The organism is Methylibium sp. T29, assembly GCF_000576205.1.
In the GTDB taxonomy this organism is placed as follows: domain Bacteria; phylum Pseudomonadota; class Gammaproteobacteria; order Burkholderiales; family Burkholderiaceae_C; genus Methylibium; species Methylibium petroleiphilum.
The window spans coordinates 18,807-27,299 of the sequence record NZ_AZND01000026.1; the positions used below are offsets into that span (position 1 = coordinate 18,807).

The window sequence follows — 8,493 nt, forward strand, 5'->3', positions numbered from 1 at the left end:
GCGAAACCGGAGCGGTGACGGGGCGTGAAAGCAGGCTTCAGGCGGTACCGTCCAGCACGGCGTCGAGCCCGGCCAGCACCTGCGCCACATCGATCGGCTTGGTCCAGTAGTCGTCGAAGCCGGCACGGCGCGCCGCCGCGATCTGCTCGTTCATCGCGTCGGCCGACAGCGCGATGCAGCGCAGCGCCCGTGTCGACGGATCGGCGCGCAGCGCCTGCACCAAAGCCAAGCCGTTGGTATCGGGCAGGTTCATGTCGATCAGCATCAGGTGCGGGGAGAGCTCGCGCGCCAGCTGCAGGCCGCTGGCGCCGTCGTCGGCGATGTGGAGCTGCCAGTCGGGGCGGGCTCGAAACACCTCCTGCAGCAACACCTGGTTCAGCAGTTCGTCCTCGATGTAGACCACCTGTCGCTGCGCGCGCCGCGGCGCGGGCGGTTCGTGCAGTAAGGCTGCGGGCTGTGTGGCGAGGTAGGCGCTGCCGCTCGGCTCCTCGGCCTCGGGCAACTGCAAGGTGAAGGTCGAGCCGGCGCCCGGCACGCTGACGACATCGATGCGACCGCCCATCGCCTCGGCCAGCTGGCGTGCGATCACCAGGCCGAGACCGCTGCCTTCGATGCGGCGTCGTTCGGCACCCAGCCGATCGAAGGGTTGGAACAGCCGCGCCTGCTGCTCGGCCGTCAGGCCGACGCCCCGGTCGCGCACCGCGATCTTCACCGTCCCGTCGCTGCGCTGCAGGTTCAAGACCACCGGACTCTGTTCGCCGCTGTACTTGATGGCGTTGGACAGCAGGTTCACCAGTACCTGTTCGAGCGCACGCTCGTCGCCGCTGACCCACAGCCCGCTCGGTGGCGTCGGCTCGATGGTGATCGAGCGCCCGCGCGCCAGCGACTGCACCAGGCTCAGGCTCGCGTGCAGCGCGGCGTCGAGATCGACCGCCAGCGTGCGCACCGCGACCTCGGCGCTTTCGATGCGGCTGATCTCCAGCACGTCGTTGATCAGATTCAGCAGCCGGTTGCCGGCCCGCTGCACGCTCGCGAGGCGCTGCGCCTGCGGAGCCGCCAGCGGGTGATCCTCGTCCAGCGCCATCAGCTGCGTGAAGCCGAGGATGCCGTTCAGTGGCGTGCGCAGCTCGTGGCTCACCCGCGACAGGAATTCGCTCTTGGCGCGGCTCGCCCGCTCGGCCTCCTGCATGCCGCGGGACAACTCGTCGGCCAGCTGCTGCTCGTGCACGTCCCGGCAGGTGCCGATGACACCGGTCGGCGCGCCGGCCTCGTCGCGCGTGGCACGCACCACGAACTCGAGCCAGCGCACGCTGCCATCGGGCTGGCGGATCCGATACCGGCCCTCGAACGGTCGTTCGCCGGCCAGCGCCTCGCCGATACCGGCCATCACGGCGTCGCGGTCGGCCGGATCGATCTGTGCCATCCAGTCGTCGAGCGTCACCCGGCCATGCGGGTGCGAAAGTCCGTGATTGATGCAGGCGCGGCGATCGAGGTTGACAAGGCCGTCGGCCAGCACGAACTCGGCGATGCCGATGCGCGCTGCGTCGGCGGCGATCTGCCAGCGCTCTTCATGGGCCTGCAACGCCTCCTCGATCGCCTTGCGCGCGGTCACGTCGGCGGTGAATCCGTGCCACAACGTACCGCCGTCACCCAGGCGCGTCGGCGCCGCACGCATCTCGAACCAGCGCAGCGAGCCATCGGGCAAGGTCATGCGGAAGCTGTGCTCCAGCCGTGTCAGCCGCGCCGCGCCCTCGGCCAGGGCCTTGCCGAGCGGCGCGAGATCCGGTGGGTGAACGTGGCGGAAGAAGGTCAGCGCATCGGCCTGCAGCGTGGCCGCCGCCATCCCGAGCACGCGTTCGGCGCCATCGCTGACGAAGGGGTAGCCGGCCCGGCCGTCGGGATGCTCCTCGAAGGTGAACAGCATGCCCGGCACCTGCGCGGCCAGTTCGCGCAGCGTGACCTCGCCGCGACGGGCCTCGCTGGCTGCCGCCAGCGTCGACGTGACGTCGCGCACCGTGCCGCGATAGCCCTCGAAGCGGCCAGCCGCGTCGAACACCGGCACCGCGCTGCGCGACAGGTAGAGCAGCCCGCGCGGCGTGTGCTTGGCGGTCAGCACCCGTGCGAACGGCTCCTGGCGGTCGAGCAGCGCCCGGTAGTACTGCGCCGGCACGCGCGGACTCCCGTCGGCGTCGAGCAGCTGGGCGTCGGTGATGGGTTCGCCGAGCTGCCGGCGCGGGTCGATGCCGGTGATGGGCTGGAAGGCGTCGGAAAGCCACCGGTAGCGATGCCGTGCATCGCTCTCCCACATCCAGTCACCGCCGGCGCGCGCGAAGTCGAACAGGCGCTCGCGCAGCTGCGACGCTTCGCGCAGGCCCTGCCGCGACTGCAGCAGTTCGACCGCGGCACAGCCCAGTTGCGCCAGCGCTTCGCGTTCGCCGGCACCGAGCGTGCGGGGCTGGAGGTCGAACACGCACAGCGTCCCGACGGCCAGCCCGTCGATGGCCAGCGGCTGGCCGGCATAGAAGCGCACGCGCGGGCCGTCGGTGACCAGCGGGCTGTCGCGAAAGCGGGGGTCGCGAGCCAGGTCCGGCACGGTGAACAGGCTCTCGCCGAGGATCGCGTGCGAACAGAAGCCCTGGCTGCGCGGAATCTGGGCGAGCTCGAAGCCGCTGCGCGACAGGAACCACTGCGCGTCGTCGTCGACCAGCGAGATCGCTGCCAGCGGCGCACCCGTGAGCCGCGCCGCGCAAGCGGTCAGCGCGTCGAGGCCGGCACCTGCTGCGCCGCCGAGCACCCCGAGCTCGCGCAACAGCGTCAGGCGATGCGCCTCTCGGGGGTGGAAGGGGATCGGCATGGTGTCGCGGGGGGCGGGCCCGCGTATTGTGGCGTTGCCGCCGCGGCCTCGACCGCCGGCCGGCGGTGCCGCGTTCAGCCGGCCTTCAGGCGCCGCTCGAGGAAATCGAGCCGGTCCTGGCCCCAGAAGATCTCACCCTGCACCACGTAGCTCGGCGCGCCGAACACCCCGGCATCGACCGCCGCCTGCGAATCGGCCTCGTACCGCTCCTGCACCGCCTGCGAGTGCGCGGCCTCGAGCCGCGCGGCCGGCAGCTCGCGCTCGACCAGCAGCGATGCGAGCACCGCTTCGTCGGCGATGTTGCGGTCGTGGACCCACACCGCGCGCAGGATGCTGTCGGCGATGGCCATTGCAGCATCGGCGCCGTCGTGCAGGTCGACCGCGATGATCAGCCGTGCGGCGTCGTCGCCGTTGACCGGGAAGTACTTGGGTTCGAGGTTCAGCGGGGCGTGCAGCCACTCGCTGAAGCGCTTGAGCTCCACCAGCCGGTACGCCTGGCGCTGTGGCGCGCGCTTGCCCAGCGGCAGGCCACCCGACACCGGGAACACCTTGCCCCCCAGGTCGACCGGCATCACGCGGATCGTTGCGCCGGCCTTGCGGGCGATGTCCCAGAAGCGCAGGTGGCCGAGGTAGGTGTACGGCGACTGCGGCGCCAGGTAGTAATCGATGGTGGGGCGCATGGGGTCTCCGCTCGCGTGGGGATGGGCCGGCGCTCGGGCGCCTATGCAGCGAGTCTAGAGGCTGCCCGCAATCGGTGCGGCGGCGCGCGGAAGTGGCCCTTCGCGCCGGTGCGACCCGCGGCCGCACCGACATCGAGGGCGGGCTGCCGTCAGTGCCCCCCGCGGCCGCAGGTGGCCAGCCGGGCCAGCGCGTCCTCGGTGAGCACCGGCAGCATCTGGCGCAGGTCTTCCCAGGGATGCGGCCCCGGCTGCCGCTGCAGCGCGAGCGACAGGTGGCGTACCAGCAGGAAGCGGTGCTGCAGGCTTTCCACCTGGATCGGCGAGGGCCATCGCACCAGGGCCCGGTCCAGCAGGTCCAGCGCCACGGCGAAGTCGTCGAGCGGATGGGCGGGGTCCTGCAGGTGCGCGAGCAGCGTGCGGGCGACCAGCAGCTCGAGCTTGGTCGTCTGGTGCCAGAAACTCGCCAGGTCGTCCAGCGCCGCCAGCTCGTCAAGCAGCGCGCCGGCCTCCGCGAGCCACAGCGCGATCGGGCCCAGCGCCGGAGACCCGGGGTGCGGCGTGCCGGCCTCGGCGAGGGCGGCCTCGGCCACACCGAGCTCGCGCCGGGCCAGCCCCGCCAGTGCCGCCGCGAGCATGGCGTTCGACAGCGCATAGGCGCGCCGGTCGGCCGCGTCCCCGAAGTGGCGCTTGCTGCGGTACGCGCTGGCGAACAGCTTTGCGGCCTTCACCAAGGCCTCGGCCACGGCGCCCAGCGCCTTGTCCTCGTCGAGCAGCCGGGCCGCCTGGCGCAGCACGAAGCCGCCGCGCAGGCCCTGGCGTTCGGACGTGGCCGAAGTCGGCGCCACGTCCTGGTCACCGAGCGGCCAGCGGCCGAGCGTGTCGTTCGACACGTCGTCCAGCCGATCGAGCAGACTCTCTGCGGCCAGTTGCGCGTCGGGTGAGGCCGAGCGCGACAGCGAGTTCACCAGCAGCTCCAGCTGACCGATCTGCACCTGCGAGTAGGCGCTGCGCGCGCCCAGCTGCAGCGCGCGGGCTGCGCTGTCGTGGTCGCCCAGCTCGCGGTAGGCGCAGCCGAGCGCCGAGCGCACCCTTGAATCGCTGAGCCAGGCGCGGCGCGCCTCATCCGCCGCCAGCGTGGCCAGCAGCCGGTCGATCTGGCCCAGCACAGCCGCCGCCGGCTTGTCGCCGGCTACCGCCACCACCTGCACGATGCGGTCGGCCAGTTCGTGCGCGCTCATGCAGCCGTCGGCATCGCGCAGCAACGAGGTGCCGGCCGACGCGGCGGCGGCACGCGCCGGGGCGTGCAGCCGCCACTGCGGGTCGCCATAGCACTGGTAGGCGCCCCAGGTGTTGTGCTGCGCACCGCTGTCGGCGTGCACCGCCTCGCGGGCCCCGCGAACCGCTTCGCCGAAGGCCTCGCCGTCGAGCAGCGCGCGGTACAGCGTCTTCGCGAACAGCAGCGCCGCCGCGTCGTCGACCTGCCAGCCCGCGGCGACCACCGCCTTCGAACCCATCTTGATGAACTGCAGCGCCAGGCTCGCGGCGAGGATCGGGTGCTTGCGCGGGCCGGCGCCGGGTGTCGTCAGCCCCTCGGCGTCGCGGCCCGAGTAGCAGCAGTTGATGAACACGAATTCGGGTGGCGGATTCATCTGGTCCACGTCGGCCGCGGTCAGCACCTCCTGATGGCTGAGCACCATGCCGGTCTTGCGGATCTCGTGCGCATCGAGCCCGCTGCCCATCGTGCGCACCCACTGGTCGACCACGCCGTGGCCGCACAGGTGCAGCAGGCGGTAGGGCTTCTCGAGCAGCGCGATGCGCACCTGTTCGAAGCTGACCGTCGGGCCGATCAGCGACGACGGCAGCCACTCGCGGTCGTCGTGCAGCAGCAGCTCGTTGACGGCCTGGGCCTCGGCCTCCGCGCCCTCCAGCGTGCTGAAGGCCAGCGGCGCGCGTCGGTCGTCCTGCCAGTTCGCGGTGCTCGGCGCGCCGACGATCAGCGCGTCGTAGCCGGTGATCGCCTGCGGCAGGCGCCGGAAGTCGTCGGTCACGCGCTGGCGCACCAGGCCGGCGTGCACGACGAACGGCCGCGGCGTCTCGCCATCGGCCGGACCGGCGAGTGCCGGGCTCAGCAGTTCCCAGGGGTAGCGCGCCGATTCGTCGTCGACCACCAGCACCGTGTTGTCGAGGTTGGCCAGCCGCTCCTTCAGCTCGTAGGGCAGCAGCATCTGGAACAGCACGCCGCCGAAGCGCGGATCGGTGGGGCTGGCGATGCGGTCGGCCGCGCCGGTCTGGTGGTCGCTCACGCGGTCGATGAAGCGGCGCAGGCTGGCCACGTCGGAATAGACCTGCGTGGATTCGACCCGCGCGCGCTCTCCGATCAGCGCGAAGTTCAGGCCGCCCAGCGCGTCCTGCCTCACCACCAGGCGTTGCCACACCGAGCCCACGGCACGCGGTCGGTAGCCGCGGATGCCGCCCTCGCGCACCTCCAGCACCGGGTGGTCCCAGCGCAGGCGCTCGGCCCATTCGTCGCGCGCCAGCAGTCGCCGCAGCTCGTAGGCTGCGTCGAGCGCGATGTGCTCGTCGATCTCGATCACCTCGACCTCGCGGATGCGCACCGGCTGCGGCCCGCCGGGCATCTGCAGCAGCAGCTGCGCCGCGCGCCACACCCCGTAAAGCAGCCCGGCCAGGCTGTCGCGCGCGGTGACGGCCTGCACGTGGGTGCCGACCAGCACGGTCGACAGCCGTAGGTCGACCGGCTCGCTGCCCCGCGCCGCATAGGGGTCGCGGTGCACGTGCTCGAAGGCATAGCGCAGCACGCCGCGCGTCACCGTCTCCGACAGCAGGCCGGGTGTCAGCTCGCCCACCCGTGCCCAGCCCCAGCAGCAGCGCGCCGGGGTAGGCGGGCGGGGTCACGCCGTGGTTGTTGGGTCGCAGATAGTGCCCGGTGCGGCTGGCGCCGACGAACAGCTTCAGGTCGATCAGCCGCTGCAACTGGCCGTCGAGCTTCTCGTCGACGCGCTTGGCGGCACCGGACACACCGTCGTCCTGGTAGTGGCCGACCATCAGCGGGTAGCGTGCGAAATCGAGGCTGCCGTGCACCACCCGCACCTCGATCGGATCGGGGCTCGGTACCGGCTCGGGGCCGCTGCCACCGTGCGCCAGGATGTAGTCGGCCAGCTCGTCGTCGTCGGTCGGCAGCAGCGCCGGCTGCGGGGTCGGGGGCCACACCGTCAGTGCCGTTCCGGCGCCGCGCCGCTGCGGTGGCTGCTGCGGCAGCCGGCGGGTGCGGCCCGCGGTCAGCAGCTCGAAGTAGGCCTCGAAGCTTTCGCGGTGGTCGGGCAGCGTGCCGTGCTCGCAGGGCGCGTACCAGGTGCGCTCGGGCGCCAGCGCCGAGTTCCACGGCACCGTGCCGTCGCCGCCGTCGCCGGCCAGGAAGTCGATGCCGCGGCGGGTGGCGATCACCGCCTCGCCCTCGCCGAACACGGTCTCCCAGGCATCCTGCGGCGGTCGCATCTGGAGCACCGTGCTGCCGGTGCCGGCCACGTAGAACACCGAAGGGTCTTCACACAGCGCCTGGAAGCTGTCCTGGAACGGGCGGCTGCGCACGAAGTCACGCGCGGCCTTCAGCACCTGCGGGTCGGGCAGCTGGGCGCCATGCTCGGCCTCGGCGATGCGCTGCCAGCTGGCGGCATCGAACAGGTCGCCGAAGGCCGGGTCGCTGTCGTGCGGCAGCATCTGCAGCAGACCGGGGAAGCCGGCGCCGAAGCGCGCCATGTCGCGGTCGGACACCTTGCGCGCCAGCATCGCGAGCATCGTGGCCAGCCGGTACTGACGCAGCAGCAGCATCGCCGGCGCGTAGGAACCCTTGTTCGGCGTGCCCAGCATCACCAGGCGGCTGCCGCGCTGCTTGAGGTCCTGCCACAGCGCCTTGCCGGCGACGTCGACATAGAGCGCCTGGCGCGCCACCAGGCCGCCCATCGAATGCACCAGCAGGTGCACTGGCACCGTGCCATCGTCCAGCCGCTCGACGATGGCGCGCAGTTGCTCGCGCAGGCCCGCGCCGCTGTGCTCGATCGACAGCCGCCAGTCGAATGGCACCGCGACGACGCGAAAGCGCGAGTGCGCCTCATCCAGCAGGCGCTCGTAGCTGGCCGCCAGCAGGCCCCCGGCGCGCAGTGCGCTGCCGTCGGCACGCGCGTCGGGATCCTCGAGCGCCAGCCGCTCCAGCGATCCGTCGAGCATCGCGCCGAGCGTGAGCCAGATGCGATCACCGCCGTCGCGGCGCTGCAGCTCGCTGCCCATGATGCCGGGCAGCACCAGCAGGACCGGCTTGCGGGCGTTCTCGCGCAGCCCGAAATCGGCCAGCCAGGCCTCGAATGGCCGCCGGCTCAGCGGGTCGGTCTTCAGCGCCTGCAGCGGGCCGCGCGTGCGGCGCTCGTCGTCCGCCAGCGCGGCGAAGCCGTCGTCGCGTCCGGCCAGCGCGCTGAACAGCGCACTGCGCGACAGGCTGCCGGCACCGAAGTAGGCGAAGTGCGTGACGGTGGGCCCCTCGCAGCGCAGGCTGCGTGGCGGCTGCGCGCTGCGCTGCAGGCCGCCGAACATCGAGCGCGTGTGGACCACGAAGTCGTGGTCGTGCAGGCCGTAGAACACGTCGCCGAGCAGCGTGACGATGCCGCCCCAGCCCTTGCCGCGCGAATCGCCGGCGATCACGCGCAGGCGGTCGGTCGGCTGCGCGCCGCAGCCGGCCAGCGCCAGCGTCAACGGCGAGCCGGGGATCATCGCTTCCAGCCCGGGCACGATGCGCGCATCGGCGCGGGCTGCGACCAATGAGCGCACCAGGCGCGAGACGCGCTCGAACGCCAGGTGACCCACGCCGCCGGTCGCGCCGCCGACCACCAGCCCGACGGCGCGCAGCAGCAGCGACAGAACAGGTCGGTGCGGCCGTCGGCCAGCAGCGTG

At 72.3% G+C, this 8,493-nt stretch carries 4 protein-coding genes; 1 reads left to right on the forward strand and 3 read right to left on the reverse strand.

Annotated elements, in window-relative coordinates:
- Positions 1-37: 37 nt before the first annotated feature.
- The 3 genes from x551_RS05895 to x551_RS05905 all read right to left on the reverse strand — a co-directional run bounded on the left by x551_RS05895 (position 38) and on the right by x551_RS05905 (position 6,398).
- Positions 38-2,854, reverse strand: a complete 2,817-nt coding sequence (locus x551_RS05895) for an ATP-binding protein (protein ID WP_036231852.1) — start codon at positions 2,852-2,854, stop codon at positions 38-40.
- A 74-nt stretch (positions 2,855-2,928) separates the two neighbouring features.
- Positions 2,929-3,534, reverse strand: a complete 606-nt coding sequence (locus x551_RS05900; RefSeq protein ID WP_011827701.1) for a 2-hydroxychromene-2-carboxylate isomerase — start codon at positions 3,532-3,534, stop codon at positions 2,929-2,931.
- Positions 3,535-3,683: 149 nt separating this feature from the next.
- A complete protein-coding gene (locus tag x551_RS05905) occupies positions 3,684-6,398 on the reverse strand; it encodes a CHAT domain-containing protein (RefSeq protein WP_036247822.1) in 2,715 nt (904 codons plus the stop codon).
- Between the two features lie 73 nt (positions 6,399-6,471).
- Between x551_RS05905 and x551_RS26990 the strand changes: the two genes are divergently transcribed.
- Positions 6,472-8,364, forward strand: coding sequence for a hypothetical protein (locus x551_RS26990; protein ID WP_036247825.1), 1,893 nt, complete (start codon positions 6,472-6,474; stop codon positions 8,362-8,364).
- Positions 8,365-8,493 lie beyond the last annotated feature (129 nt).

Bases quoted from the DNA above. Each gene is read 5' to 3' on its own strand.
- x551_RS05900 (WP_011827701.1), bottom strand. From the start codon at position 3,534: ATGCGCCCCACCATCGATTACTACCTGGCGCCGCAGTCGCCGTACACC.
- x551_RS05895 (WP_036231852.1), bottom strand. From the start codon at position 2,854: ATGCCGATCCCCTTCCACCCCCGAGAGGCGCATCGCCTGACGCTGTTG.